This is a genomic window from Geobacillus sp. G4 (assembly GCF_040327975.1).
Classification (GTDB): Bacteria; Bacillota; Bacilli; order Bacillales; family Anoxybacillaceae; genus Geobacillus; species Geobacillus thermoleovorans.
Map to the genome: position 1 here is coordinate 163,413 of NZ_JBEPJY010000004.1, position 25,726 is coordinate 189,138.

The 25,726-nt window shown below is 52.9% G+C and carries 25 protein-coding genes and 1 pseudogene; 18 read left to right on the forward strand and 8 right to left on the reverse strand.

Going from position 1 to position 25,726, the window contains the following annotated elements; translation table 11 throughout:
• Positions 1-212: 212 nt before the first annotated feature.
• Entirely contained in the window at positions 213-2,576 is a 2,364-nt protein-coding gene (locus ABS784_RS06880) for a nitric-oxide reductase large subunit (RefSeq protein ID WP_031212676.1), read from the forward strand.
• Positions 2,577-2,904: 328 nt separating this feature from the next.
• Here the strand turns inward: ABS784_RS06880 and ABS784_RS06885 are convergent, their stop codons facing one another.
• A complete protein-coding gene (locus ABS784_RS06885; protein ID WP_352511880.1) occupies positions 2,905-3,567 on the reverse strand; it encodes a hypothetical protein in 663 nt (220 codons plus the stop codon).
• Positions 3,568-4,007: 440 nt separating this feature from the next.
• Positions 4,008-4,175 (reverse strand): hypothetical protein, encoded by a 168-nt coding sequence (locus ABS784_RS06890; protein WP_021322324.1) that lies wholly within the window; start codon positions 4,173-4,175, stop codon positions 4,008-4,010.
• Positions 4,176-4,304: 129 nt separating this feature from the next.
• Between ABS784_RS06890 and ABS784_RS06895 the strand changes: the two genes are divergently transcribed.
• Together ABS784_RS06895 and ABS784_RS06900 are read left to right on the forward strand one after the other, a co-directional pair.
• Positions 4,305-4,538 carry a DUF2249 domain-containing protein gene (locus ABS784_RS06895; RefSeq protein WP_013523134.1) on the forward strand — a complete coding sequence of 78 codons (234 nt, stop codon included), beginning with the start codon at positions 4,305-4,307 and terminating at the stop codon, positions 4,536-4,538.
• Between the two features lie 106 nt (positions 4,539-4,644).
• A complete protein-coding gene (locus tag ABS784_RS06900; protein ID WP_352511881.1) occupies positions 4,645-5,226 on the forward strand; it encodes a molybdenum cofactor guanylyltransferase in 582 nt (193 codons plus the stop codon).
• A gap of 268 nt (positions 5,227-5,494) precedes the next feature.
• Here the strand turns inward: ABS784_RS06900 and ABS784_RS06905 are convergent.
• Positions 5,495-5,752 (reverse strand): annotated as a pseudogene (locus ABS784_RS06905) (transcriptional regulator); the annotation flags it as partial.
• Positions 5,753-5,889: 137 nt separating this feature from the next.
• Between ABS784_RS06905 and ABS784_RS06910 the strand changes: the two are divergent.
• Positions 5,890-7,008: a TIGR04053 family radical SAM/SPASM domain-containing protein gene (locus tag ABS784_RS06910; RefSeq protein WP_352511883.1), complete on the forward strand. Its 1,119-nt coding sequence runs from the start codon at positions 5,890-5,892 to the stop codon at positions 7,006-7,008.
• Between the two features lie 143 nt (positions 7,009-7,151).
• Here ABS784_RS06910 and ABS784_RS06915 read toward each other — a convergent pair whose 3' ends face one another.
• Both ABS784_RS06915 and ABS784_RS06920 read right to left on the reverse strand, forming a co-directional pair.
• On the reverse strand, positions 7,152-7,901 hold the full coding sequence (locus tag ABS784_RS06915) for an anti-sigma factor domain-containing protein (protein WP_352511885.1): 750 nt from the start codon (positions 7,899-7,901) through the stop codon (positions 7,152-7,154).
• Complete coding sequence (locus ABS784_RS06920; protein WP_023633802.1) at positions 7,891-8,472, reverse strand: sigma-70 family RNA polymerase sigma factor; 582 nt, start codon at positions 8,470-8,472, stop codon at positions 7,891-7,893. Before ABS784_RS06920 ends, ABS784_RS06915 begins: the two co-directional genes overlap by 11 nt.
• Positions 8,473-8,599: 127 nt before the next feature.
• Here ABS784_RS06920 and ABS784_RS06925 point away from each other — a divergent pair, with 127 nt between their 5' ends.
• From ABS784_RS06925 to ABS784_RS06945, 5 genes are all read left to right on the forward strand, one after another.
• Positions 8,600-9,766 carry a COG1470 family protein gene (locus tag ABS784_RS06925; RefSeq protein ID WP_352511888.1) on the forward strand — a complete coding sequence of 389 codons (1,167 nt, stop codon included), beginning with the start codon at positions 8,600-8,602 and terminating at the stop codon, positions 9,764-9,766.
• Positions 9,767-9,768: 2 nt separating this feature from the next.
• Positions 9,769-10,725, forward strand: coding sequence for an ABC transporter ATP-binding protein (locus tag ABS784_RS06930; RefSeq protein WP_352511889.1), 957 nt, complete (start codon positions 9,769-9,771; stop codon positions 10,723-10,725).
• Complete coding sequence (locus tag ABS784_RS06935; RefSeq protein ID WP_352511891.1) at positions 10,712-11,779, forward strand: ABC transporter permease; 1,068 nt, start codon at positions 10,712-10,714, stop codon at positions 11,777-11,779. The genes ABS784_RS06930 and ABS784_RS06935 overlap by 14 nt, the downstream gene beginning before the upstream one ends.
• Positions 11,780-12,057: 278 nt before the next feature.
• A complete protein-coding gene (locus ABS784_RS06940; RefSeq protein ID WP_352511893.1) occupies positions 12,058-13,233 on the forward strand; it encodes an MFS transporter in 1,176 nt (391 codons plus the stop codon).
• A gap of 295 nt (positions 13,234-13,528) precedes the next feature.
• Complete coding sequence (locus tag ABS784_RS06945) at positions 13,529-14,587, forward strand: multicopper oxidase domain-containing protein (RefSeq protein WP_352511895.1); 1,059 nt, start codon at positions 13,529-13,531, stop codon at positions 14,585-14,587.
• Positions 14,588-14,833: 246 nt separating this feature from the next.
• Here ABS784_RS06945 and ABS784_RS06950 read toward each other — a convergent pair whose 3' ends face one another.
• On the reverse strand, positions 14,834-15,559 hold the full coding sequence (locus ABS784_RS06950; protein ID WP_407067055.1) for a Crp/Fnr family transcriptional regulator: 726 nt from the start codon (positions 15,557-15,559) through the stop codon (positions 14,834-14,836).
• A 208-nt stretch (positions 15,560-15,767) separates the two neighbouring features.
• Here ABS784_RS06950 and modB point away from each other — a divergent pair, with 208 nt between their 5' ends.
• Together modB and moaA are read left to right on the forward strand one after the other, a co-directional pair.
• A complete protein-coding gene (gene modB / locus ABS784_RS06955) occupies positions 15,768-16,427 on the forward strand; it encodes a molybdate ABC transporter permease subunit (protein ID WP_066231099.1) in 660 nt (219 codons plus the stop codon).
• A gap of 58 nt (positions 16,428-16,485) precedes the next feature.
• Positions 16,486-17,511: a GTP 3',8-cyclase MoaA gene (moaA, locus tag ABS784_RS06960; protein ID WP_352511900.1), complete on the forward strand. Its 1,026-nt coding sequence runs from the start codon at positions 16,486-16,488 to the stop codon at positions 17,509-17,511.
• Between the two features lie 89 nt (positions 17,512-17,600).
• On the opposite strand, the gene ric is transcribed toward moaA, so the two are convergent.
• Positions 17,601-18,308, reverse strand: a complete 708-nt coding sequence (gene ric / locus ABS784_RS06965) for an iron-sulfur cluster repair di-iron protein (RefSeq protein ID WP_352511902.1) — start codon at positions 18,306-18,308, stop codon at positions 17,601-17,603.
• Between the two features lie 358 nt (positions 18,309-18,666).
• Here ric and ABS784_RS06970 point away from each other — a divergent pair, with 358 nt between their 5' ends.
• Genes ABS784_RS06970 through ABS784_RS06990 form a run of 5 tightly spaced genes read left to right on the forward strand, consistent with a single transcriptional unit; the run spans position 18,667 to position 21,848 of the window.
• Entirely contained in the window at positions 18,667-19,926 is a 1,260-nt protein-coding gene (locus ABS784_RS06970; RefSeq protein ID WP_352511904.1) for a molybdopterin molybdotransferase MoeA, read from the forward strand.
• A complete protein-coding gene (gene mobB / locus ABS784_RS06975; protein WP_021321985.1) occupies positions 19,923-20,423 on the forward strand; it encodes a molybdopterin-guanine dinucleotide biosynthesis protein B in 501 nt (166 codons plus the stop codon). The genes ABS784_RS06970 and mobB overlap by 4 nt, the downstream gene beginning before the upstream one ends.
• The gene (locus ABS784_RS06980; protein WP_021321986.1) at positions 20,420-20,887 is read left to right on the forward strand and encodes a molybdenum cofactor biosynthesis protein MoaE; all 468 of its coding nucleotides are present in this window, start codon (positions 20,420-20,422) and stop codon (positions 20,885-20,887) included. Before mobB ends, ABS784_RS06980 begins: the two co-directional genes overlap by 4 nt.
• A complete protein-coding gene (gene moaD / locus ABS784_RS06985; RefSeq protein ID WP_023633820.1) occupies positions 20,884-21,114 on the forward strand; it encodes a molybdopterin converting factor subunit 1 in 231 nt (76 codons plus the stop codon). The genes ABS784_RS06980 and moaD overlap by 4 nt, the downstream gene beginning before the upstream one ends.
• A gap of 5 nt (positions 21,115-21,119) precedes the next feature.
• Positions 21,120-21,848: a YwiC-like family protein gene (locus ABS784_RS06990; protein WP_352511907.1), complete on the forward strand. Its 729-nt coding sequence runs from the start codon at positions 21,120-21,122 to the stop codon at positions 21,846-21,848.
• 565 nt (positions 21,849-22,413) lie between these two features.
• On the opposite strand, the gene ABS784_RS06995 is transcribed toward ABS784_RS06990, so the two are convergent.
• Complete coding sequence (locus tag ABS784_RS06995) at positions 22,414-23,100, reverse strand: Crp/Fnr family transcriptional regulator (RefSeq protein ID WP_352511909.1); 687 nt, start codon at positions 23,098-23,100, stop codon at positions 22,414-22,416.
• A 337-nt stretch (positions 23,101-23,437) separates the two neighbouring features.
• Here ABS784_RS06995 and argC point away from each other — a divergent pair, with 337 nt between their 5' ends.
• Entirely contained in the window at positions 23,438-24,472 is a 1,035-nt protein-coding gene (argC, locus tag ABS784_RS07000; RefSeq protein ID WP_352511911.1) for an N-acetyl-gamma-glutamyl-phosphate reductase, read from the forward strand.
• Between the two features lie 16 nt (positions 24,473-24,488).
• Positions 24,489-25,721, forward strand: coding sequence for a bifunctional ornithine acetyltransferase/N-acetylglutamate synthase (gene argJ / locus ABS784_RS07005; protein WP_352511912.1), 1,233 nt, complete (start codon positions 24,489-24,491; stop codon positions 25,719-25,721).
• Positions 25,722-25,726: the final 5 nt, after the last annotated feature.

Genomic DNA, 25,726 nt, shown 5'->3' on the forward strand with positions numbered 1-25,726 from the left:
TGTGACAAAAGTGTGGCGGCTGTCAACAGAGCATCGATGCTTTTCTCTTTTTGAACATCCGCGCCGTTTGGCCTTTTCTGCCTTCATTGTATACATTCTCACGCCATAAAGCTGTGATATAAATCATAACGGACATTTGCCCCGGCTCACAAACCGCCGAACGATCAGCGCGCTACAATGGGGGCGAACAAACGAGAAGGAGGTTGGCTCATATGGAAGTTCATCGATCCGTTCGCCCCAACATGCGGCCGGGGCGGCAAACGACCAACAGTTTTCTCAAATCGATTCTCATTTTCACTATTGTGATCAGCTTTACCGTCCTGCTTGTCGGCGGATATTGGATTTTTAAAGAAATGGCGCCGAGGCCGAAGGAAGTGCGCAGTGAAGACGGCCAAGTGTTGATGACGAAAGAAACGATCATCGGCGGGCAGGCCGTCTTCCAAAAATACGGGCTGATGGATTACGGAACCGTGCTTGGGCATGGGTCGTATATGGGGCCGGACTATACGGCGGAAGCGTTGAAAATTTATACGGAAGGCATGCAAGATTACAAAGCAAAAGAGCGGTATCACAAACCGTTTGCCGATTTAACCGCCGATGAGAAAACGATCATCCGCGAACAAGTCATCAAGGAAATGCGAAAAAATCGCTACAACCCGGTTACGGATGTTCTCGTCCTGACAGATGCGCAAGTATACGGGTTGGAAAAAGTGCGCGACTATTACCGCGACGTGTTCACCAATGGCGATGGTTGGGGATTGAAAAAAGGATTGATCAAAGAAAGCGACATGCCAAAATCAGGCCGTGCTTGGGTCGCGGACGGCGACCAAATCAAGCAAATTGCCGACTTTTTCTTCTGGACCGCTTGGCTGTCAAGCACGCCAAGACTTGGCGACCACATCACCTATACGAACAACTGGCCGTACTATGAGGACGCCGGCAATACGATGTCGTTTTCCGCGGTATGGTGGAGCGGCGCGAGCGTCACGATTTTGATTTTGTTCATCGGGATCATTTTGTATGTGTTCCACCGCTATCAGTTAAGCATGCAAGAAGCGTATGCAGAAGGGAAGTTTCCAGTCATCGATTTGCGGCGGCAGCCGCTGACTCCGTCGCAAGTGAAAGCGGGCAAATATTTCGTCGTTGTATCGGCGCTCTTTTTCGTCCAAACGATGTTCGGGGCGCTGCTCGCCCACTACTATACGGAACCGGACAGCTTCTTTGGCATCAAATGGATCCATGACCTATTGCCGTTTAACATCGCCAAAGGGTATCATTTGCAGCTGGCGATTTTTTGGATTGCCACCGCTTGGCTTGGTATGGGGATTTTCATCGCCCCGCTTGTCGGCGGGCAAGAGCCGAAAAAGCAAGGGCTGCTCGTCGATCTGCTCTTTTGGGCGCTTGTCGTCCTTGTCGCCGGCAGCATGATCGGCCAATGGCTCGGCGTCAACGGCTATTTAGGAAACGAATGGTTCCTGTTTGGCCACCAAGGTTGGGAATACATTGAGCTAGGCCGCGTTTGGCAAATCATTTTAGTCGTGGGCATGCTGCTTTGGCTGGTCATCGTCTTCCGCGGCGTCAAACGCGGGCTGAAGCAAGAAAGCGACAAAGGCGGGCTCATCCACTTGCTGTTTTATTCGGCCATCGCCGTTCCGTTCTTTTACATCTTCGCGTTCTTTATCGAGCCGGATACGAACTTTACGATGGCTGACTTCTGGCGCTGGTGGATCATCCACTTGTGGGTGGAAGGCATTTTTGAAGTGTTCGCCGTTGTTGTCATCGGGTTCTTGCTCGTTCAATTGCGGCTCGTAACGAAAAAATCGACGGTCCGGGCTCTCTATTTTCAATTTACGATTTTACTAGGCAGCGGTGTCATCGGCATCGGCCACCACTATTACTACAACGGTTCACCGGAAATTTGGATCGCCCTTGGCGCGGTGTTCTCGGCGCTCGAAGTGATTCCGCTCACGCTCCTTATTTTGGAAGCGTATGAGCAGTACAAAATGATGCGCGACGGCGGGGTCAACTTCCCGTACAAGGCCACATTCTGGTTCTTGATTTCAACCGCCATTTGGAATTTGGTCGGCGCTGGCGTGTTCGGTTTCCTCATCAACTTGCCGGCGGTCAGCTACTTTGAACACGGGCAGTTTTTAACGCCGACCCACGGCCATGCGGCGATGATGGGCGTGTATGGCATGTTTGCGATCGCCGTGCTCCTTTATTCGCTGCGCAACATCGTCAAACCGGAAGCATGGAACGACAAATGGCTGAAATTCTCTTGCTGGATGCTGAACATCGGCCTGGCTGGCATGGTTCTCATCACGCTTCTCCCGGTTGGGGTGCTGCAAATCAAAGAAGCGTTTGAACACGGCTATTGGGCGTCCCGTTCGCCTTCGTTCTTGCAACAAGACGTCGTACAAAACTTGCTGCTTGTCCGCTTTGTTCCGGATACGATCTTTTTGATCGGCGTCGCCGCCTTGCTTGTCTTTGCCATCAAAGCGATGTTCCATTTGCGCAAACCAACTCACGGCGAAGGGGAAGAGCTGCCGGTGGCGAATTTGGCGGAGGAAGAATAACAAAAACGGGCTGACCCAAAACGCGAATGCGTTTTGGGATTAGCCCGTTTTTACACGAAATATAGAAGAGAATCGTTCGTTTTCTGGCAGAATAGAGTCACCATAAACCACTATCACCGAAAAAGGAGCGATTCTTTTATGACACATCATCATATTTTTGAAGAGTGTACCGTGGATCACCTCACGTTGCCAAGCGATATCATTCCATTGGATCATATGGCTCATGTAGTTTACGAAATCGCCAAGCGCATTCCGATGGAGACGTTTCTTCCTTACTATAAAAGGCGGCCACACCTAAGAAAGGTAGGGAGGGATGCTCTCTCCTTGCTTATGGTGCCTTAATAAGACGAATGCTGGAAATTGCCGCTTCTTGTTCAATCGAACGCCTAGAAAGAAGATCTAAAATCCGTTCGTGCTTTTCCATGTTTTGTTCTATTTTCTTAACGATTTCATTTGTTTCAAGCACTGCTTGTTGGACGAAAACAAACTCTTGCTTCGTGACCATATTGGCTTTGACATGATCTAATTCTTTCATTAGGTTGTTCTTTACGTCCTCAAGCTCCTGTTTGGTAGCCATGTTGGCTTTGATGTCTTCAAGTTCTTGTTTGGTAGCCATGTTGGCTTTGATGTCTTCAAGTTCTTGCTTGGTAGCCATGTTGGCTTTGATGTCTTCAAGTTCTTGCTTGGTAGCCATGTTGGCTTTGATGTCTTCAAGCTCTTGCTTGGTGGCCATGTTGGCTTTGATGTCTTCAAGCTCCTGCTTGGTAGCCATGTTGGCTTTAATGTCTTCGATCTCTTTTGTGAAACTATGCTTCACTTCTTCGAGTTCTTGTTTAGTGGCCATGTTGGTTCTAATATCTTCGAACTCTTTTGTGAAACTATGCTTCACTTCTTCAAGCTCTTGTTTCGTTGCCATGTTTGTTTTGATATCGCTTACTTCATGTTCGATCATTTGGAGCTTGTCCAAAATTTGGTTCAATATCGCTTCCAAGGAAAATCCTCCCTTCTTATATAGTAGCCATGAAAAAGTGGGTGATGATGAATCGCTCCTTTCTTTTAAGGATTGGGGGAAACGAACGTGTAGAGTAAGTGGTTGAGGAAAGGGATGGGATTGTAGCGCAGAACAAACGAGGATCATCGTTTCCCATTCATATTATAAATGATTCACAGAAATTTGAACATAACGTTTTGTGTCATTGTCGCTTTGCATCCATCCAGGAAAAGGAGCGCGTTTTAGCCTGTACGGTCATGTTAATCCCGACAGCGACATTGTTTTGACGAAAATTGAATTTCCTTATAAATAAAAGGGTTTGATTCGGAATCGTTCATGATCAATACACGGCTTACTTAATAAAGAAAGAGCTGGCTCCAAAAGTCCGCTTTTTAGCGGATTTTTGGGTCAGCCCCCCTTTCATTTGTGAACGTTTTCAATCACTTGTGGCATTTGTCCGGCGTGGTGTGTTCGGTTTCCTTTTGCTTGTCATAGCATGGAAAGCAGTACAACGTCTCTGTTTCTCGGCTGACGACGCCGTTTAAAAACCCATGCAGACAATGGATCGGCTTGCCGCATTGCGCGCAAAAGCCAACAAGCTCTTCCAACCGCCATTTCTCCTTTCATGGGGATTGAACATGTTCACCTTCGGGCTGTGACGCTCGTCACTACCCCCCAAGGTTCAAGCGGTTATGATAAAGTATATAATTCATTATACTACAAAGGAGGCCAATGTTATGAACCAATTTGCCGCCAAAATCCACGCCCCGGACTATCCGCCGCGCGACCGCCATCCGGCAATTTTTCGGCTGTTTGACAGTTTGAAGCCGGGGGAAGTGATGGAGCTGACGAATGACCATGACCCGCGTCCGTTGCAATACCAATTCATGATGGAGCGTCCGGATCAGTTTACATGGGAGTACTTAGAGGAAGGGCCGGACGTATGGCGGGTGGCCATCGGCAAAAAATAAATCATCCGCTCCATTGGGATTTCCGTCTGCAGGCGGAAATCTTTTTTTTTTCGCCGGTTGGTATGGTACGGTAAAAACAAACGATGGATGTCCGGAAAGGGGAAGCATGATGAAACAAACGATTGCCGGAGCGGTGCTCGCCGGCGGCCAGTCGCGCCGGTTTGGGCGGCCGAAGGCGTTTGCGTTGCACGAAGGAGCTCCGTTTTTCACTTGGTCCGTCGCGGCGCTGCGATCCGTCGCCGATGAATTGTACATCGTCAGCCACCCGTCGCTTATCGATGAATTCCGCCGGCAAACGGACATCCCGGTGCTGCTCGATGTGGAGCGCTGCCGCGGCTGTGGGCCGCTTGCCGGCCTTTACACCGTCATGGAACAGAGCCGAGCCGACTGGGTGTTCGTCCTGCCGTGCGACATGCCGTACATGCGGCGGGAAGTGGCGGAGCGGCTTGCTTCCTATATCGATCCGACGTTTGACGCCATCGTTCCACTCTATGGCGGCCGCCCAGAGCCATTGGTCGCTCTATACCATCGTCGGCTTCGTTCCGTGATCGCCGAGCTGCTTGACGCCGGCGAACGGCGGATGATCTCGCTTATTGACGGCGCCCGCGTCCGCTATGTTGACGCCCAACAGCTTGCCGCGGATGAAACCGTATGGCGCAATGTCAATACGGAGGGAGAGTACCGGTGAAGGGGGAATTGTGGCCGAAGGAGACACAGCATATACTTTTTTCAATCAGAAGAGCCATCCTTGACCACGAAATGGTTCTTTTTCCCGGCTTTTCACCATAAAATGCACTTGATGCAGGAAGACGCTCATGATACGCAAGTGAAAAATGATTTCGCCTGTACAATAACTGTCAATAAAAGGTCAAGTGCACCTTTTGATGATGACCTTGAATTTTATGAAACGGCAACAGTGCGAAAAAAAAGAACCGTACGGCCTCGGCTCTTTTGCGTCATTGGACTGGGGGTTGATTTTGGTCCATTTCCTTCGCCAGGTCCGCTACTTCGGCGACGGTCAGCCCCGTTCGTTTCGCGACTTCGTGAATAGGCAGAACGTCAAGCAAGTTTTTCGCGATTTCGATGGCTTTTTGTTTTTCGGCTTGTTTGACCGCCTTCTCTTTTTCCTGTTCTAGATCTTCTACGCGCAAACGAAAGACTTTATTCATTTTCATCCACTCCTTTACTTTTTGGGCGTATGGCGGGTCAATATATTATACCGCCTGTTCAGATGGCTGTCATCTTCGCCCATGGTACGATCGCCCTCTGTTGTGGCTTTGCTGTGGATGTGATCGATATCACATAACGCGCCTGAATGTTGCGGTACAATGGAGGCCAAGGAGGGAATTGGATGCACGATTTCAATAAAAACCCGTTTATCGTCATTTGGGAGTTGACACGGGCGTGCCAACTCAAGTGCCTTCATTGCCGCGCTGAAGCGCAATACCATCGCGATCCGCGCGAGTTGACGTTTGAGGAAGGGAAAAAACTGATCGATGAGATTTACGAGATGGATCAGCCGATGCTCGTCTTTACGGGCGGCGATCCGCTCATGCGTCCGGATGTGTACGATTTAGCGAAATATGCGATCGATAAAGGGCTGCGCGTGTCAATGACGCCAAGCGCGACGCCGAACGTGACGAAAGAGGCGATCCGCAAAGCAAAAGAGGTCGGTCTGTCGCGCTGGGCGTTCAGCCTTGACGGGCCGAACGCCGAGATTCACGACCATTTCCGCGGCGTGAGCGGCTCGTTTGATTTGACGATCCGTGCGATTCAATACTTGCATGAGCTCGACATTCCCGTGCAAATCAACACCGTCATTTCGCGATACAACGTTCATGTGCTTGATGAAATGGCGGAATTGGTTGAGAAGCTGAAATGCGTCCTTTGGAGCGTCTTTTTCCTTGTGCCGACAGGCAGGGGGAAGGAGGAGGACATGATTTCCCCCATCGAGCATGAGCGGGTGTTCCGCTGGTTGTATGAAACGAGCAAGCGCGTTCCGTTTGACATTAAAACGACAGCCGGCCAGCATTACCGCCGCGTTGTGCTGCAGGCGAAAATGCGCGAAGGAAAAGCGACAAAAGGCGGCATCCGTTACGAAGATGTGTTGAACCAAGGGTTGACCGGACAAGTCGACGGGCTCGGCCGCGCGCCGAAAGGAGTAAACGACGGCAACGGTTTCGTCTTTATTTCCCATATTGGCGACGTCTATCCGAGCGGGCTGCTGCCGGTCAAAGCCGGGAACGTCCGGGAAACGCCGCTGGCGGACATTTACCGACACTCGCCGATTTTCCAAGACTTGCGCAATCCGGACAAATATAAAGGAAAATGCGGCGTCTGCGAGTTCCGATATGTGTGCGGCGGCTCTCGTTCACGCGCTTACGCTGTAACGGGCGACTATTTGGAAAGCGAGCCGTATTGTGTTTACATTCCAAAGGCGCTGCGGACAAAAGAGCAAAGCCAACGGTAAGAGGGCGGGGAAAAACGGCTGCTTAAAATGACGGCGCTGCGGCGTTCGTGAGACGGTTGTCCGGGCGCATGCGGCGGATGTTGGATGTGTGTTCAAAACACACGGGGAAGGAGCAGGCGCCCTTCCCCGTTTTTGTTGAAAGATCATTCGTGGTTCAACTCGACTATAAAGGTCTCGGGCCCGGTCGGCGCCGCGCTTCCCCCTTTTGGTTCGAGGCTCGCTTTAATTTGCTTGAACTGTTTGACATCCTCGCCGGTGATCAAAATGCGCGCCGCTCCGTGGCGGATCGTCAACAGTTCCCCTTTGACCTCGTTGTTGGTGTAAATGATCCACAATTGATAATCGCGGGCCGCAAACGGCGGCAGCCCTTCAATTTCCATCAACATTTCCTTCGTATCGTCATTGAGCCAAATCGTGCCGTCCATCTGTTGAAAGAGCGCCGATGGCTCAATCGGAATTTGTTTCGTTTTGGGATTATGGATGATTCGCTCGATCGGAATGTCGGTATGTTGTTTGACAATCTGGTATCGATATGGCTCATCCGATCGGTCATGGGAAGCGGCTGGTCCGTCGCTGGGAGCGGAAAGGCGCAAGGTGAAAAGGAAAACGGCCAAAGCTGCACCGATCCACCCGCCTGCCATGCGGAGACCGCGCCGCATCCGCTTCGTTTGTTTTTGCGCTTCTGCTTGGGCCCAAATTCGCTCTTTATGAGAAAGGGGAGGTGCTTCATATTGGGCTTCCTCCTTAAGCCCGATGTTTTTCCACGCTTCAAGCAAGCGTTGGCATTCAAGGCACTGCTTTAGATGGTTGGACACGTCTTCTTTTTCTTGCTCTGGCAGCATGCCTAACAGCCAGTCCACGATTTTTGCTTCCGAAATATGGCTATGCTTCATGCTGTTCTTCACCTCTGCCAGCCCCCATCCAGTGGAACAGCTCTTTTTGTTTCCGCAAATTGCGCAAGCCGTAGCGGATGAGCGACTTGACGGAGCCTAACGGTTTGTTCATCGCGGCGGCGATTTCCCGCTGTGTTTCCCCATGAAAGTAAAAGTGAATGATGGCTTGCCGCTGCTCCTCGGGGAGATGGGTTAAAGCGTCTATGATGACTTGTTGTTCCAGTTGGCGGAGAAAATCAAATTCCGCCCCCTTTTCTGTTAAAGCCGCTTCCTCAAGGCGGCTCACTAAAAGGTCCCGTTTCTTGCGCAGGCGGTCGAGCGACCGGCTTTTCGTTTTCACGGCAAGAAAGGCTTGAACGCTTCCCCGTTTCGGGTCGAATTGATGCGGTTTTTGCAAGATTTCGAGAAACACATCGTGGCTGACATCTTCCGCCTCCACCTCGTCGCCGACGATCCGAAGAGCGATATGATAGACCATCGGAGCGTATTTTTCGTAAAAACGGTCAAAGGCGGCGCGCGAGCCTTCGGCGATCTTCTCGAGCAGTTCGAGGTCTTTCCGTCGGTCTTCCATCTTGCCCACCTCCCGACGCATGCTTGGAATGGTTGCTCTGCATCTATTCTACAACTGAATTTTTCTCCTGCAAAACAAATCCATTGATCCATTTCTGGCGTATACGAAGTGAAAACAGAAGGAGGGAGTGAATGTCGTGCAAAGCAGGATCATCATGATGTTCGCCATGATCTTGACTCTCTTTTCGCTTCTTCTTCCGATCCGCCCGGCATCGGCGGCAAGCGGTGTTGTTCTCTTCACGCCATACACCGGGCTTTCCGTGACGCCGGGGGAAACAATCGACTATACGGTCAATGTCATCAACAACGGTTCCAACATTGAAAACGTCACCTTCTCGTTTGACCACCTGCCGAAAGGATGGTCGACTTCGATTACCGCTGAGGGGAGAACGATTGAGCAGCTGTCCGTCCGAGGCGGAAAAGAAGAAGAGGTCACGTTGGAAGTGACCGTGCCGCTGGATGTCGACAAGGGGGATTACCGCTTTTGGCTCGTCGCGAAAGGGGACAGTGGTTCATCGAAATTGCCGCTGCTTGTCCGCGTGACGGAACAAGGGTCATTTAAAACCGAACTGACGTCGGAACAAACAAACCTCGAGGGGCACGCTGATTCGAGCTTCACGTATGATGTCACGCTGAAAAACCGAACCGCCAAGACGCAAAATTACGCGTTAAGTTCGGCGGCGGAAAAAGGTTGGCAAGTGACGTTCAAATCGGAAGGCAATTCCGTTACATCGGTGAAACTCGAGCCGAATGAGTCGAGAGACATTACCGTCGAGGTCAAACCGCCGGAAAATGTGAAAGCGGGCACGTACAAAATCCCGATCAAAGCGCAAACGAGCGATACGTCGGCTGAGCTGGCGTTAGAAGCGGTCATTACGGGCACGTATGCGCTCAAACTGACGACGCCGTCAGGAAACTTAAGCACCGATGTGACGGCGGGGCATGAACGGGTGGTTGACCTTGTCGTTAAAAACACCGGAAGCGCTCCGCTCTTGGACATCAATATGACGGCCGATGCGCCGCCTGATTGGGATGTGGAATTTGATCAAAGCACGATCGCTCAGCTGAATCCCGGCCAGTCGAAAACCGTCAAGGCGAAAGTGAAAGCGTCAGATGAAGCGATTGCCGGGGATTACGTCGTCAACTTCCAGGCGCAAACGGCGGAAACGTCGTCTGAAGCGGCGTTTCGTGTCTCGGTCAAAACGTCGACCGTTTGGGGGGTTGTAGCCGTATTGATCATCGCGGGAGTGGCAGGCGGACTTTACTATTTGGTGAAAACGTACGGGAGGAGGTAAAGATGGAGACAGCGGCGATTATCGAGCTCGACAACCTTTGCAAAACATACGGCGGCCATCGGGTGGTTGACCACTTGTCGCTTTCGATTCAAAAAGGGGAGATTTTTGGCCTGCTCGGGCCAAACGGGGCCGGAAAGACGACGACGATTTTGATGATGCTCGGGCTCACCGAGCCGACGTCCGGCACGGTGAGGGTATGCGGGATCGATCCGGTGCGAAATCCGATTGACGTCAAACGGAAAGTCGGGTATTTGCCGGATGATGTCGGATTTTATCATCATATGACAGGGATGGAAAATTTGCTGTATACGGCAGCGTTAAACGGCATTCCCCGCGCCGAGGCGGAAAAGAGGGCGTGGGAGCTGCTCGAGAAGGTGGACTTGACTGATGCGGCTCATAAGAAAGCAGGAAAATATTCGCGTGGAATGCGGCAGCGGCTCGGTTTGGCCGATGTGTTGATGAAGCGCCCGGAAGTGATCATTTTGGATGAGCCGACGTTGGGCATCGACCCGGAGGGGGTGCGTGAGCTGCTCCGGTTGATCCGCGATTTGAGCCGCCATGAAGGCATCACCGTTCTATTGTCCTCGCACCAATTGCACCATGTGCAGCAAATTTGCGACCGGGTCGGCTTGTTTGTCGGCGGCCGATTGTTGGCCGAAGGGAATATCGAACGCTTGGCGCAGCAGCTGTTTTTGCAAGACGCGTACGTCATTCATGTCATGGCCTCGCCGCTTGATGACCGTTTGCTGGCGAAAATCGAAGCCATTTCGGGCGTCAGCAAGGTCGAACGTACAGAACGTGGATTGGATGTATACTGCCAAACAGATGTGAGCGCCGCCATCAGCAAAACGATCATCGAATCAGGATCTTCGTTGTTCCATCTCAGCCGGCGGGATTTTGGGCTTGATGAGATTTATCATCGCTATTTTGAGGGGCGGGATTCGCATGAAAACGAGTAAGGGGGAACGGCGAGCCGCGACGGCGAGGGAATGGATCGGGCGATTGAGGAGCGGCGTTCGCGGTGAAAAGGCGGAAGCGGTCAAGGGAAACAGCGCGTTTTCCGCCATTGTCAAAAAAGAATTGGCCGATTATTTGACGAGCTGGCGCATGATCATTTTGATCGCTCTCATCTTGCTCACTTGCTTCGGGTCGCTGTATACGGCGATGACGACGATTCGCGACGCGTTGGATTCTTCGGAAGAAGCGAAAGAAATCGCGAAAGGCGCTTACTTGTTTCTGAAACTGTTCACCGTCTCAGACGGGACACTGCCTTCGTTTTTGACGTTTGTCAGTTTTCTCGGGCCGCTTCTTGGCATCGCCCTCGGGTTTGACGCCATTAATTCGGAGCGGAACCGGGGGACGTTAAGCCGGCTCATGGCGCAGCCGATTCCGCGCGATTATGTGATCAACGGCAAGTTTGTCGCTGCATTGTTGTTAAATGCCGCTTTGTTTCTTTCGCTCGGCCTGCTTGTGACGGCATTGGGCATTTTGGTTTTAGGGATTCCACCTACTTTCGAAGAGTTTGCGCGCATCATGTGCTTTTTGTTGCTATGTCTTGTGTATATCGCGTTTTGGCTCAATCTCGGCATTTTGTTTTCCGTCGTCTTCCGCCAGGCGGCGACCTCGGCGTTGTCGTCGATGGCCGTTTGGCTGTTTTTCAATCTTTTTTACTCCATGGTCGTTGAAGTAGTTGCCAAGCCGTTTTTGCAGTCTGACGCCATTACGTCCGTCGAACAGGCCGTCGGGCGTCAAGAGTTGGTGCTTGGCCTCATGAGGCTGTCGCCGAGCTATTTGTTCAATGAATCGACGACGGCCTTGCTTTCGCCGGACGTTCGGACGCTAGGGATCGTCACCGTTGAACAGACGGCTGGCGCCATCGCCGGTCCGTTGCCGTTCTCGCAAAGTTTATTGCTCATTTGGCCGCAAGCGACCGCGCTCATTGCCGCCACCCTCATCTGCTTTGCGATCGCGTATTGGCTGTTTATGAGGCAGGAGATACGGGCGAGCGGGTGAGAAAACAAGCTGTTTGCCGCAGACGGGGCGGACGAAATGTGTGCGTCCAACAGCGTTTCTTATCGTTCGTATGTGAAAAACATTCTGCCAAATCGTGTCCGTTCCTTTTGGGACGGGCTTTTTCTTTTTTTGGATGTGACAAAACCGTGACAACGATTGTGGCAAAATGGTGACAGCAGGCAAGAATGTGATCAACCTCACAAATCCGTTTCCTTCTCCTGCGTATGATGGAAGTACAAACAAAGTCACAAATTTTGAAAGTTTGGGAGGGGCTTTTCATGAGCAAACAAAAGGCGCTGCTGCCGATCACAACGTTGGCCATGATGTTTTCATTCGCCGTGTGGGCCGTCTTTTCACCGCTCGCCAGCACGTTTCAGCAAATGTACGGGTTGACGTCGACGCAAAAAAGCATTTTGGTCGCCATTCCCGTTTTGCTCGGTTCGGTCATGAGGTTGCCGCTTGGCATTTGGACGGACCGGATCGGGGGGCGCAGGCTGTTTTCGCTGCTGCTGCTGTTTCTCATCATTCCGCTTGTTGGCGCAGGGTTTGCGGATTCGTATGCGATGCTTCTGTTTTGGGCGTTTTTCATCGGCATGGCGGGAACGTCGTTCGCCATTTCCGTGACGTTCGTGTCGCGTTTAACCCCGCCGGAAAAGCAAGGGACAGCGCTTGGGATCAACGCGATGGGGAACTTCGGCACGGCGGTCGCAACGTTTTCCGTTCCGTCGATTGCTGCGGCGTTTGGGGTGCCGTGGGCGTTTTGGGGGATGATCATTCCGGTTGTCATCATGCTCGTTCTCGTTTGGTTTTTCACACCGGATATGCCGAAGCCGAAGCACCAAAAAACGGTGCGCGAATCGCTGGCGGTATTGAAATATAAACATACATGGACGCTGTCGCTCTTTTACTTCGTCACGTTTGGAGCGTTTGTCGCCTTTGGCATTTACTTGCCGTCGCTGCTCGTTGACTTGTATGGGTTGACGTCAGTGGATGCCGGGATGCGCGCGGCGGGCTTTACGGTCCTCGCAACGCTCGCGCGGCCGATCGGCGGCTATCTTGGTGATAAAATTGGTGCCGAACGGGTGTTGACGTTTGTGTATGCCGGTATGACGATCGGCGCGTTGGCGATCGCGTTCGGAATGGGGAACATTTGGGTGATGACAGCGGCTTGCCTGCTTGTCGCCGTGATGTCCGGGCTGGGCAACGGCGCGGTCTTTAAGCTCGTGCCGCAGCTGTTCCCGGCGGAAACGGGTGCCGTCACCGGACTTGTCGGCGCTTGGGGAGGACTCGGCGGCTTTTTCCCGCCGATTGTCATGGGGATCATCAAAGATGCGACAGGTTCGTATGTGCTCGGTTTTCTGCTTTTTAGCTTGTTTACCCTTATCTGCTTCTTGCTGAATCGGCTTGTATTTGGCAAAAAAGCGGGCGAACCGGCGAAGCGATACGCATCGTAAAATCCGATGCCAGATCCAAAGAGGACAAAAGCGTACGCTTTTGTCCTCTTTTTGGTTTGCGGAGGTGCAAGCCCAACGAAAGGATGGAAAATGGCGATGCGCAAAGAGGAAGGTCGTTTTCTGTTAGTGAATAGGGCTACATTCGTTACGGTTGCTACATTGCGAATATTTATTGCTCATTATTTCACAAACCCTTCAAACATGGCCGCTCCTTGGTGATACAAATCACTAGGGGAAAGGCAGAAATGGCGTACGCTGAAGGTGTAAATCAAATCACCTGGAGGGGGAGAAAACGGTGAAACGAAATGTGTCTACGTTGTTGTCAGTTGCGTTGGCTGCGTCGCTTTTGGCAGCATGCAGCAACAACGGAGGAGGAGAGGCGCAGGCAGAAAACAAAAATGGGACGTCAGCGCAACAGTCTGCCGCGGACGTGTTAGCGGCGCACAAAGGAGTGAACGAAGCGCCAGTACCGTTAAAATTAGAACGGATCGGTCCGCATGACGTCCGCGTCGAAATGACGGCGCAAATTACTGACATTGAAATCGACAAAGGAAAAACGTATAAGGCATGGACATTCAACGGCCAAGCGCCTGGACCGCTCGTCGTCGTCAATGAAGGGGATACGATCCACTTTACGTTGAAAAACATGGACCCCGTCATCCCGCACAGCATGGATTTCCATGCCGTCCATGCCGCACCATCAAAAGACTTTATCGATGTGATGCCAGGAAAATCGGGAACGTTTACGTACCCAGCGAATAATCCTGGCGTATTCATGTACCATTGCGGCACAAAGCCGGTCTTGCAACATATCGCCAACGGCATGCACGGCGTGATCATCGTCAAGCCGAAAAACGGCTACCCGACCGATCAAGAAGTCGACCGCGAATATGTGCTTATCCAAAACGAGTGGTACAAATATAACGATATGAACGATTTCCAAAACGGCGTGCCAAGCTACGTCGTCTTCTCGACAAAGGCGCTCAAACCTGGCGATCCGAATACGAACGGCGATACGTTTACGCTGAAAGAAAAACCGCTGCTTGCGAAAGTCGGTGAGAAAATCCGCTTGTATGTCAACAACGTCGGTCCGAACGAAGTGAGCTCGTTCCACGTTGTCGGGACGGTGTTGGATGATGTATACCTTGACGGCAACCCGAACAATCATCTGAAAGGGATGCAAACGGTGATGCTTCCGGCAAGCGGCGGTGCGGTCGTCGAATTTACCGTCACCAAACCGGGAACATATCCGATCGTCACTCACCAGTTCAATGACGCACAAAAAGGAGCCGTCGCCATACTGAAAGTGACTGAAACCGGCGAAGACGACGGCACGGAAGCGAGCGGGCATTGACCACATCCCGTTCTCCCAAAACGGGATTGATGCCTCCCAAAGCCTTATGATTCTTAATTATATCGCGGCGAAAAGAAAAAGAAGTGATTCACATCACATTTAAAAAAAAAAGAGAGCGTCCGGCAGGCCGCGAACAACGGCTGATCGGGCGCTCTTCCAATCAGCGCGCCAAAATGGCTTGGTTGTTGCTTTGGCCATGGGAAACGATCGGGTAGACGTTCTCTTCCCTTAGCCATGGCGCTCCGCTTACTCAATGCAACAAATATCCGCCGGACAGTCTTCACACTGGATTTCCGTTTTCAAATAGTTCAGGTCATGGACCGTGATTTTTCCCCGCTTTATCGAGATGATCCCTTCCTGCTTCAAGGCGTTGAGCATCCGATTGACGCTTTCGCGCGTCGTGCCGCAAAAGTTGGCTAAATCTTGGTTTTTCAACGAAACGTCGATGAAGATGCTCCCGTCCTCAAGCGGGACGCCATAACTGTTGCAAAGGCGAATGAGCGTAGAATACAATGCGCCTTTTTTTCCGTTCATAATCAAATCGCGGAACTTCGTCTGCGTTCGCCGGGCATGCTTGCTCATCCAGCGCATATATTCAAGAGCAAGAGTTGGATTGACGAGCAGCTGCTCCTCTAATTTATTCTTATCCATGACCGCTGCTTCGCCCGATTCCATCACTTTGGCGGTCAATAAGTAGCGCGGATCGTTCGTAAACAGCGTCAACTCGCCGACGATTTCTCCGCTTCCGCAAATGCGGAAGCACATTTCTTTTCCGTCCGGGCAAATTTTGCTGACTTGCACTTTGCCGGAAAGGATCAAGTACAGCTCATTGGCTGGCATCCCTTCTTGGAACAAAAACGAGTGCTTGCAGAGCGGAATCACTTTTTTGGACGATTGCAGCAAAGCGCGCAAATGGGAAAAATCACGGTTCGACGCTTTGCGGATTTGTCCTTCCATGATGGACACCTCCATTTGTTCAGCTATTTCTATTTTAAAAACATCACAGTGGAAACAGAGTGAAAAAAATCACCATTGGCCGATTTTTGTGCACATGGTCACAAATTTTTCTAAGCCAGATTTCCCTGCTCATATGATACAATCAATGTGAACAGTGTCACAGCAAGCAATTGAACAGTTTCGTATAGTGAATAGAGACGATGCAAAGAGAGGCCCATTATCTATGACGGATTTTTGGTCACCCGTATGGTTGTCAATAAAGGTGTCCCTTCTCGCCGGTTTGATCGTCGCCATTCTTGGGACGACAGCAGCGAGGCGGATGGCGCGCCGCCGGTTTCGAGGGAAGATGATCGTTGAGACGGTGTTTATGCTGCCGTTGGTGCTGCCGCCGTCGGTCGTCGGGTTTTTGCTTGTTGTGCTGTTTGGCCGGCATAGTCCGGTCGGGCAGTGGATCGAGACTTGGTTTCATACAACTGTACTGTTTACCTTCAGCGCAGCGGTGCTGGCTGCTGTTGTCGTGTCGTTCCCGCTCATGTACCAAGCGGCGAAAGCGGGGCTCGAAGCAGTCGATCCGACGATCGAAGGAGCGGCGCGCATCGATGGGGCGAATGAGCGCCAAGTGTTTTGGCATATTTCCCTGCCGCTTGCGAAAAACGCGCTATTATCTGGGGTCGTGCTGTCGTTTGCCCGCAGTCTCGGGGAGTTCGGCGCGACGCTCATGTTTGCCGGCAACATCCCAGGGAAAACGCAAACGATCCCGACTGCGGTCTATATGGCGATGGAGTCGGGGCGGATGGAGCTGGCGTGGGCATGGGTGGCGGTCACGATCGGGTTATCATTCAGTTTATTGGCGTGTGTGACCAAACTGAGCCGTTTGCAATGATAGAGGAACAGGCCGTTTGAGAATCACGCGGCCCATGAAAGGGAAAGGAGGGAGCGCCATGGAAGAGCGCGACCGGATGAAGATCACCGACCGCCTTGCCCGCCCGCTTCGCGATTTGCGGTTGTCGGTCACCGACCAATGCAATTTCCGTTGCGTCTATTGCATGCCGGCTGAGGTGTTCGGGCCGAATTTTCGCTTCTTGACGGAAGATCAGCTATTAACGGTCGATGAGATGGTGCGCTTGGCCGAATGTTTTGTCGAGCTTGGCGTCGAAAAAGTCCGCCTGACCGGCGGGGAGCCGCTGCTTCGGCGCGACCTTGATGCGCTCATTGAGCGGCTGTCCATGATTCCCGGATTGCGGGACATTGCCCTCACGACAAACGGCATCCATTTAGTAAAATGGGCGAAACGGTTGAAAGCGGCCGGGTTGAAGCGCGTCAACGTCAGCCTTGATGCGTTGGACGATGACATTTTTCGCAACATGAACGGCGTCGGCGTCCGCGTCGCTCCGGTGTTGAAAGGCATTGAAGCGGCACAGGAGGCAGGGCTTGGCGTGAAAGTGAACATGGTTGTGAAAAAAGGGTGGAACGACTCGCAAATCGTTCCGATGGCGGCGTACTTTAAAGACTCGGGCATTCCGCTCCGCTTGATTGAATTTATGGACGTCGGCACAACGAACGGCTGGGATTACTCTCATGTCGTGACAAAAAAAGAAATGTATGAGCAAATCAACGCCATGCACCCGCTCGAGCCGGTGGAAAAGGAGTACTTCGGCGAAGTGGCGAGCCGCTATCGCTACGTCGGCACGAACGTGGAAGTCGGCTTTATCGCTTCGGTGACGGAAACGTTTTGCCGGAGCTGCACAAGGGCGCGCATTTCCGCGGATGGCAAGCTGTATACGTGCTTGTTTGCCTCTCAAGGCGTGTCACTCAAAGACAAGCTGCGCGCCGGCGCGGGAAAAGAGGAGCTGAAGGCGCTGATTGCCGCCATCTGGAGCCAACGGACGGACCGCTATTCGGAAGAACGGACGGCAGAGACGGCGAAACAGCGCCCGAAAATTGAAATGTCGTATATTGGAGGGTGAAGAAAAAACGGGAGCGCTCTTTCAATACGAAGAAGCGATCCCGTTTTTGATTTATGTTTTTGGAAGTGCGAATCGGCGTCTTTCTTCCTTTAGATCTTCACCGCCGCCAACACGCGCGGGAAGAGGATGTTGTTTTCTAAGTGGATGTGTGTAAACAAATCTTCTTCGAGCGCCGCAAGTCGGTTGTAGACGAGCCGATATGTGCCGCACGCGTCTTCCGGCGGGGTGAAGTCGTTCGTGATGTCGCGAATTTCTTTGATCAAATCACCGGCCGCGTCATGTTCATCGACCAGTTCGCGAATGGCCCGCTCGACCGCCTCCCGGTTTTCCGGCGACGGGTTGTCAGCAAATTGCAAAATGAGCGGGAACGCGCCTGTTTCCTCTTTAATGAGATGCTGCTCGAGTTCCATTTTTAACTCATGAAACAGTTTATGCACCCGGGAAAGATGCGGGTGGTGCATGCCGTGAACGCGCAATACTTTCGTGACATACGGGCTGAGCTGCGGCAGTTCCTCGTTCAAATAGCGGTGATGCGTTCTCATGATATGGTCGACGAGTTCGTCGAACGGCGCTTCATTCCAGTTTCTGGTTGGCTTATGTTGCGCTTCATTATACAAGGCGTTCAGCTGGTGAAGGAGCTCTTCCCCATCCAACCCGCGTTCTTCAATGGCTTCTTTGAGCGGACGCTGCCCGCCGCAGCAAAAGTCAATGCGATGCGCTTTCAACAAATCCGCTGCTTTCGGGAGTTTTGTGACAATATCGCCAATTAACGATTGCTCGGTAAACCGTTGCTCCATTTGGGATCCCTCCATCGTCAAATCGTTGCAATTTCAGCATATCTTGTTTTCTATGTCAATGTTGTGATACATCTCACACAAGCGAAAAAAAGCGGACAACAGCAAAATGTGATCAACATCACAACAGTGTTCCTCTTCTTTCCTGTACAATAGAACAAACGAAATCATCGTGTTGGAGCGGTCGTCCGCTTTGTTCGGAGAAAAGCGGGCGATGATTTTGCAACATATTGATGATGCCACCGTCGTTGACGAAAAGTTGGCGAAATCGATCAAGCAGCTGCAAGATTGGCAATCATCGTGATGAAGCGATAAAATGGGCTTAGTGAAGTGAGTGAGGGAAAGAAAGGGGAGAACACCGTTGGTCGAAAGACGAACCCCCATTCCCGTAGCGGAAGCCATCGCCCGGGTGATGCGTTACGCCGGGAGAGGGGAAGAGGAGATCGTGCCGCTAAGGCAGTCGTACGGACGCTATTTGGCGGAAGATTTATGCGCCGACCATGATGTGCCGCCGTTTGACCGCTCGCCGTATGACGGATTTGCCATTCGCGCCGCCGATTCCGAAGGAGCGGGGCTGGATCATCCGGTCGAGTTTGAAGTGATCGAAACGATCGGCGCCGGGCAAGTGGCGAAGCAGCCTGTCGGCCCGTTTCAAGCGGTGCGCCTGATGACCGGGGCGCAAATTCCGGAAGGATGCGATGCGGTCGTCATGTTGGAGCTCGCGAAACAATACGAGCGGGATGGAAAAACGTATATGGTCATTAAACGCCCGTTCCGCCCTGGCGATAACATTTCGTTTCAAGGGGAAGATGCGAAAAAAGGGCAGCCGCTTGTCGAAAAAGGAACGCGCATCAACCCCGGGGTGGCGGCGCTCTTGGCGACGTTCGGCTACGCTGAAGTGAAGGTGGCGAAAAAGCCGCGCATCGGCATTTTTGCGACCGGCAGCGAACTGCTCGACGTCTCGGAACCGCTCGCGCCGGGAAAAATCCGCAACAGCAATGCCTACATGATCGAGGCGCAAGTGCTCAAAAGCGGCGCCGAGCCGATTTATTTCGGCCAGCTTGCCGACGACCTCGAGGCGTGTTTTCATGCGGTGCGCGAGGCGCTTGATCAAGTGGACATGCTCATTACAACGGGCGGGGTCTCGGTCGGGGATTTCGATTATTTCCCCGCCATCTACGAGCGGCTCGGAGCGAACGTCTTGTTTAACAAAATCGCCATGCGCCCGGGAAGCGTGACGACCGTCGCGGAGTGGAATGGCAAGCTGCTGTTCGGTTTGTCGGGCAACCCGTCGGCGTGCTATGTCGGATACGAACTGTTCGTCCGCCCGGTCGTGCGCACGCGGCTGTTTTCGGCCAAGCCGTATTTGAAAAAAGCGAAAGCCACCCTTGGCGCCGATTTTCCGAAGCCGAACCCGTTCACCCGCTTCGTGCGCAGCCGGGTCGAGGCGGTTGACGGTCGGCTTGTCGTGAAGCCGGTCGGCATGGACAAGTCGAACATCGTCACCTCGCTTGCCTTTGCGAACGCCTTGATGGTGCTGCCGGGCGGAACGAGAGGGTTTGCGGTTGGCGATGAGGTGGAAGTGTGGCTTTTGGATGACGATGAGGGGTCAAGCGAATGAACGTCTGGCAAGTCGTCGGCTATAAACATAGCGGCAAAACGACGCTTATGGAAAAATGGGTGGCGGCCGCTGTCCGGGAAGGATGGCGCGTCGGGACGGTGAAGCACCACGGCCATGGCGGCGAGCCCGCGCGGCCGGAAGGCGTCGATTCCGTCCGCCATGAGCGGGCCGGGGCGGTGGCAACGGCGGTGGAAGGAGACGGGCTTTTGCAGCTTCATCTCCGCCGCCCGTTGTGGCGGTTGGATGATGTGTTGGCGCTTTATGCGCCGCTTCGGCTCGATCTCGTGTTGGTCGAAGGCTACAAACAAGAGCGGCACCCGAAAGTCGTGCTCGTCCGCACTTGGGAAGATTGGGCGTCGCTTCAGCACCTCGCCAACATTCGCGCCGTCATCGCTTGGGAGCCGCTCGAAGGGCCGCTAGCGCACCCGGTGTTTTCGCTGGCCGATGATGACGAATATATTCCATGGCTCATGAACGAGGTGAGAACACGAACATGACAGAACCGTTGTTTGCCATTACCGACCGGCCGATTTCGGTCGAGGATGTGATGAAAAAAGTGATGCGTCCGGAAGCGGGGGCGGTCGCTGTCTTTGCCGGCACGGTGCGCGAATGGACGAACGGCAAGAGGACGCTCTTTTTGCAATATGAGGCGTACGTGTCGATGGCCGAGAAAATGCTCGCGCAAATCGGGGCGGAAATTGCGGAGAAATGGCCAGGGGCGAAAACCGCCATCACCCACCGGATCGGGCGGCTTAAGATCAGCGACATCGCCGTCGTCATCGCGGTTTCCTCGCCGCACCGCGCCGAAGCGTATGAGGCGAACCGCTATGCCATTGAGCGGATCAAGCAAATCGTGCCGATTTGGAAAAAAGAGCAATGGGAGGACGGAAGCGCCTGGGTGGGCGACCAGTTGGAAACAACGGCGTATCCGTCCGGAAAACCGGAGGTGAAGGAAGAATGATCCGTCTATTGTTTTTCGCCCATTTGGGCGAGCAAATCGGCGAGCGGGAAGTGATGTGGCCGAATGTTCCGGAAACGGTGAAAAAACTGAAAGACGAAGTGGAAGAGCGCTACGGCATCTCGCTCGGGCGCGTCATGACAGCGGTCAACGAGGAGTATGTCCGCGACGAAGCGCCGCTTCACGCCGGCGACACGGTCGCCTTTATTCCACCGGTAAGCGGAGGATGAGACGGATGGCGAACAAAAGCAAATGGGTGATGCCAAAACAACACGGCGCCTGGGCGATGCTCATCATCCCGTTTTGGCTCGGGGCGTACGCCGGTGGGCTTTCGTGGATTCACGCGCCGCTCTTTGTCGCCTGGCTTGCGCTCTATTTGGCGACGTATCCGCTCTTGATGGCGGTGAAAACGAAGCGGAAAGAGCCGTACGTGCCCGCCGCCGCCCGCTATGGCGCCATCGCCGCCGCGGCGCTTGCCGTCTCTCTTTGGCAACAGCCGGCGCTTTTCTACTTCGGGCTCGCCATGGTGCCGTTTTTCTTGGTGAACACGTACTACAGCAAGAAAAAGAACGATCGCGCCTTTTGGAATGATGTAGCCGCCATCGCGGCGTTTTGCATCGGCGGCCTCGCCGCCTTTTACGCCGGACGCGGGGCGCTAACGCTTGAAGCATTTGAACTTGCCCTATTTTCCTTCCTCTTTTTCCTCGGCAGCACGTTTTACGTCAAAACGATGATTCGCGAAAAGAAAAACAAACGGTACAAATGGCTGTCATGGGGCTACCACGCCTTGTTGATCGTCGGCCTCATCGCCATCGGCGAGCCGTTTGCCGTCTTGGCCTACACACCGAGCGTCATCCGCGCCGTCTATTTATACGGCAAATCGCTGCCGATCATGAAACTCGGCATTTTGGAAATCGCCAACGCGGCGTACTTTTTCATCGCGATGATCGTGCTTTATTCTTGAACGAATCCTAAACGGGAGGCATCAATGACCGTTTGGGGTTTTTCTTTTGGTTAGGCGGCATTGCTTTTTATTGTACAAGCGTGATGTTCAATGGGTGTGAATTCCATTTGATGTTTTCGGGGTTTTTCCTTTCTCCGAAACTGCTTCCGTCTGTCTTCCACGTGCTAAATTTCTTTTCATCTCTCTCGTGGGCCGTGCATGGGATGCGCACCGGTTGGACGGCGCTTGTACCCGCTTTGTTTGTTTCTTGTTTTTGGATGGGGGCCGGCGCTATGGTGCTTCGTTCGCAATGGAGCTGGGCGAGAAAGGCCGGGAAGTTGGGGAGTTATGTGTGATAGGATGTTTGGTGCAGATAGGGATGTGGAGAAACGGGAAAACGACATGAATCCCTCTTGGGAAATTTTTGCTGTGAAACAAGCAAAGGGGGTGTCCCAAAAGGATCAGGACACCCTTGCTCATCACCATATATCGCCACGAAACAATGAATCATGCGCAATATGTTGTATTTCGTTTGAGAGGAATGACGCTTTTGGGTCAGCCCCTTCTTTTGAATCGCACCCTTTTGTCAGTCGATGCGGCACAGCTCGGGCGGACAGCCTTCGCAGGAGATTTCGTCGCGCAAATATTGCAAGTCGTGGACGCAGATTTTTCCTTTTTGCACGGAGATGACGCCTTTTTTCCGCAAGTCGCCGAGCATGCGGTTGACGACTTCGCGGGCGGTGCCGCAAAAATTGGCGAGTTCTTGGTTGGTGAGCGGCACGTCGATCAAAATGCCGTCTTCTTTCATCACGCCGTAGCTGTTGCACAAGCGGATGAGCGTCGAATAGAGCGCTCCTTTTTTGCCGTGCAAAATGAGGTCACGGAACTTCGTCTGCGTTTTCCGGAAATGGAGGCTCATCCATTTCATGAACTCGACGGCCAGTGTTGGATGGTTGGCGATTTCTTGTTCGAGCCTCTCGCGCGGAATGGCAGAGACAACGCCGTCTTCGAGCACTTTCGCCGTCAGCATGTAGCGGGCGCCGGGGCAAAAGAGCGTCAGCTCGCCGATCAAGTCCCCTTCGCTGCAAATGCGCAACGCAAGCTCCTGTCCATTCATGTCCATTTTGCTGATTTGGATTTTACCGGATTGAATATAGTACAGTTCGTCCGCCTTTTCTCCTTCTTGAAACAAGTACGTTCCTTTCTCAAGGCGAAGATCGCGCCCGAGCGATGTAAGCCACTTCTGCCATTCACGAGATTCAACCTCGTTCATCCGATCACAACCTTATATAAAATGTGTCGCTATTTAAAAGTGTATAGGAAAAAAGAGGGAAGTCAATATAAGGATAGTGGAAAAATTGAAAACTTGTTGAACATTGGTGGAATCTTCCGTGAGAGGCTTTACGCTTGAGTGCATGAGGGGGATGGACAAGAGAATGCGCTTCGGCAGCTGAGCCAAAGCGGTTTTCGTTTTCCCGTGGGCCTGGTGAACATAGGGGGACAAGAAAGAAGAAAATCCCTTAAAAATTATTAAATATACATTTGATTTTATTTTTATACAGTATTATAATGAGAACTACATGAGGCATACGGTTGAGGGGGAACGGTTGATGAACGCAGCCATTATCGGGGCGACGGGATACAGCGGGGCGGAGCTGTTCCGCTTGCTATACGGGCATCCGTGTGTGAGCCGCTGCGATGTTTTCTCGTCGTCGCAGGACGGAATTCATTTATCGGAAAGTTTCCCGCACATTGGTGATATCGATGGTGCGGTGTTGCATAAACTTGACATCGAGGCGCTTTCCCGTTACGATGCGGTCTTTTTCGCCACGCCGCCCGGGGTGTCCGGGGAGTGGGCGCCGGCGCTCGTTGATCGGGGAGTGAACGTGATCGATTTATCGGGCGATTTCCGTTTGAAAGACGGGGCGGTGTACGAACGATGGTACGGGCGGCCGGCGGCTCCGACGGAATATTTGGCGCGCGCCGTATACGGGCTGACGGAGTGGAACCGAGAGGCGATCCGCGGGGCCACACTCTTGTCCAACCCGGGCTGCTACCCGACGGCGACGCTGCTCGGTCTGGCGCCGCTTGTAAAAGAAGGGCTTGTTGAAGAGGGCTCGATCATCGTCGATGCCAAGTCCGGCGTATCAGGAGCAGGGAGGAAAGCAGGGCTCGGGACGCATTTTTCCGAAGTAAACGAAAACGTGAAAATTTATAAAGTGAACGTCCATCAGCACATTCCGGAAATTGAGCAAACGCTGCAAACGTGGAATGAAGCGATGGAGCCGATTACGTTCAGCACTCATTTGATTCCGATGACACGGGGCATTATGGCGACGATTTATGCGAAGGCGAAACAGCCGCTTTCGCCAAACGACTTGGTAGATTTATATAAAACAAGTTATGAAGGTTCGCCGTTTGTCCGCATCCGTCAACTTGGACAGTTTCCAGCGACGAAAGAAGTGTACGGCTCAAATTATTGCGACATCGGCCTCGCCTACGATGAACGAACGGGACGGGTGACGGTCGTGTCGGTGATTGATAACTTGATGAAAGGAGCCGCCGGGCAGGCGGTGCAAAACTTCAATTTGATGATGGGGTGGGATGAGGCCGAGGGCCTCCGCTTCCTGCCGATCTATCCGTGAGGGAAGGGGAACGAACATGACCACAACGAAACAAACGGCGCAAGTAACGGCGGTCGCCGATGGAACGGTCGTCACGCCGAAAGGATTTCAAGCGGCTGGGGTGCACGCCGGGCTGCGCTATTCGAAAAAAGATTTAGGGGTTATTGTATGCGACGTGCCAGCATCGGCGGCGGCGGTGTATACGCAAAGCCATTTCCAGGCGGCGCCGCTCAAAGTGACGCAGGCGAGCCTCGCTGTAGAACAAAAATTGCAGGCGGTCATCGTCAACAGCGCATGCGCGAACGCCTGCACCGGCGAGCAGGGGCTTCGCGACGCCTATGAAATGCGCGAGCTGTGCGCGAAACAGTTTGGCCTGGCGCTGCACCATGTGGCCGTCGCTTCAACGGGCGTGATCGGGGAATATTTGCCGATGGAAAAAATTCGCGCGGGCATCGAAAAGCTTGTTCCAGGGGCGACGATGGCGGATGCTGAGGCGTTTCAAACGGCGATTTTAACGACGGATACGGTGATGAAGCGCGCCTGTTACCAAACGACCGTCGATGGGAAAACAGTCACCGTCGGCGGGGCGGCGAAAGGATCGGGGATGATCCATCCGAACATGGCGACGATGCTCGCGTTCATTACGACCGATGCCAACATCTCTTCGGCGGTGCTGCATGATGCGCTCCGGTCGATTACCGATGTATCGTTCAATCAAATTACCGTCGATGGCGATACGTCGACGAATGACATGGTTGTGGTGATGGCAAGCGGTCTTGCCGGAAATGACGAGCTGACGCCGAATCATCCGGATTGGGAACACTTTTACGAAGCGCTGCGGAAAACGTGCGAAGACTTGGCGAAGCAAATCGCCAGAGATGGCGAGGGGGCGACGAAGCTCATTGAAGTGCGCGTGCGCGGCGCGAAAACGGACGATGAGGCGAAAAAAGTCGCGAAGCAAATCGTTGGCTCCAACTTAGTGAAAACGGCCGTTTACGGCGCGGATGCCAACTGGGGGCGGATCATCGGCGCGATCGGCTATGCGGACGCTGACGTTGATCCGGACAATGTTGATGTCGCGATCGGGCCGATTGTGATGCTGAAAGGAAGCGAGCCGCAGCCGTTCTCGGAAGAAGAAGCGACGGCGTATTTGCAACAAGAGACGGTCGTCATTGAGGTGGATTTGCACTTGGGCGATGGCTTCGGCGTCGCGTGGGGCTGCGACTTGACGTACGATTATGTGAAAATCAACGCCAGCTATCGGACGTAAGGAGA